This window comes from Catenulispora yoronensis (assembly GCF_039531695.1).
Lineage (GTDB): Bacteria > Actinomycetota > Actinomycetes > Streptomycetales > Catenulisporaceae > Catenulispora > Catenulispora yoronensis.
This window is the reverse complement of record NZ_BAAAQN010000240.1, coordinates 1-538: the sequence shown is the minus strand read 5'-3', so window position 1 is coordinate 538 and position 538 is coordinate 1. Positions and strand designations below refer to the sequence as shown.

The 538-nt window shown below is 48.9% G+C and carries 1 pseudogene; it reads right to left on the bottom strand.

The features are described from left to right. Window positions 1–538, bottom strand: a pseudogene (locus tag ABD481_RS47070) (hypothetical protein); the annotation flags it as partial.

Genomic DNA, 538 nt, shown 5'->3' with positions numbered 1-538 from the left:
AACATAAAGCCGCTTTACAGTAAATACGAAAACGTCCCTGAATATAGGTGATATAAAAAACCCCACTTCCCCCAGCGCCTGCCTGCACCGTCATCCCCGCTTCCAGTTTGGCTATCGCGGCAAACTTCTTCTCTTTATTGACAATGGGTTTGTTATCTTTCTCAACATCTTTAGCTACTGGCGTATCATCAGGATGCGGGTCAAACCACTCAATGGCACCACTGATATTACCTCCCGCCTGAGCACCAACAAAAACACCAATTTCACCTCCCCCCTGTGCTTCAGGTATCGTTGAGGTCTTTAAATTCACCTGCTGCTGTCCTGGTAACGGTGGGGCAGTCAGGGTTGCAGGACGGCCTTTAATGCCATAGCCCTTTCCCATTTCTCCACTCCAGTCTACTGTCACCCCTAATTCAATTGCAGCACTGGCACCAACGCTACCTGACAATACCAGTTTCATGGCAAAACGCAGCGCTCCCATATTACAGACACCATCCGGTGTCTGTGGCGTCACTTTTTTCGCCGGAAATAAAAGGCT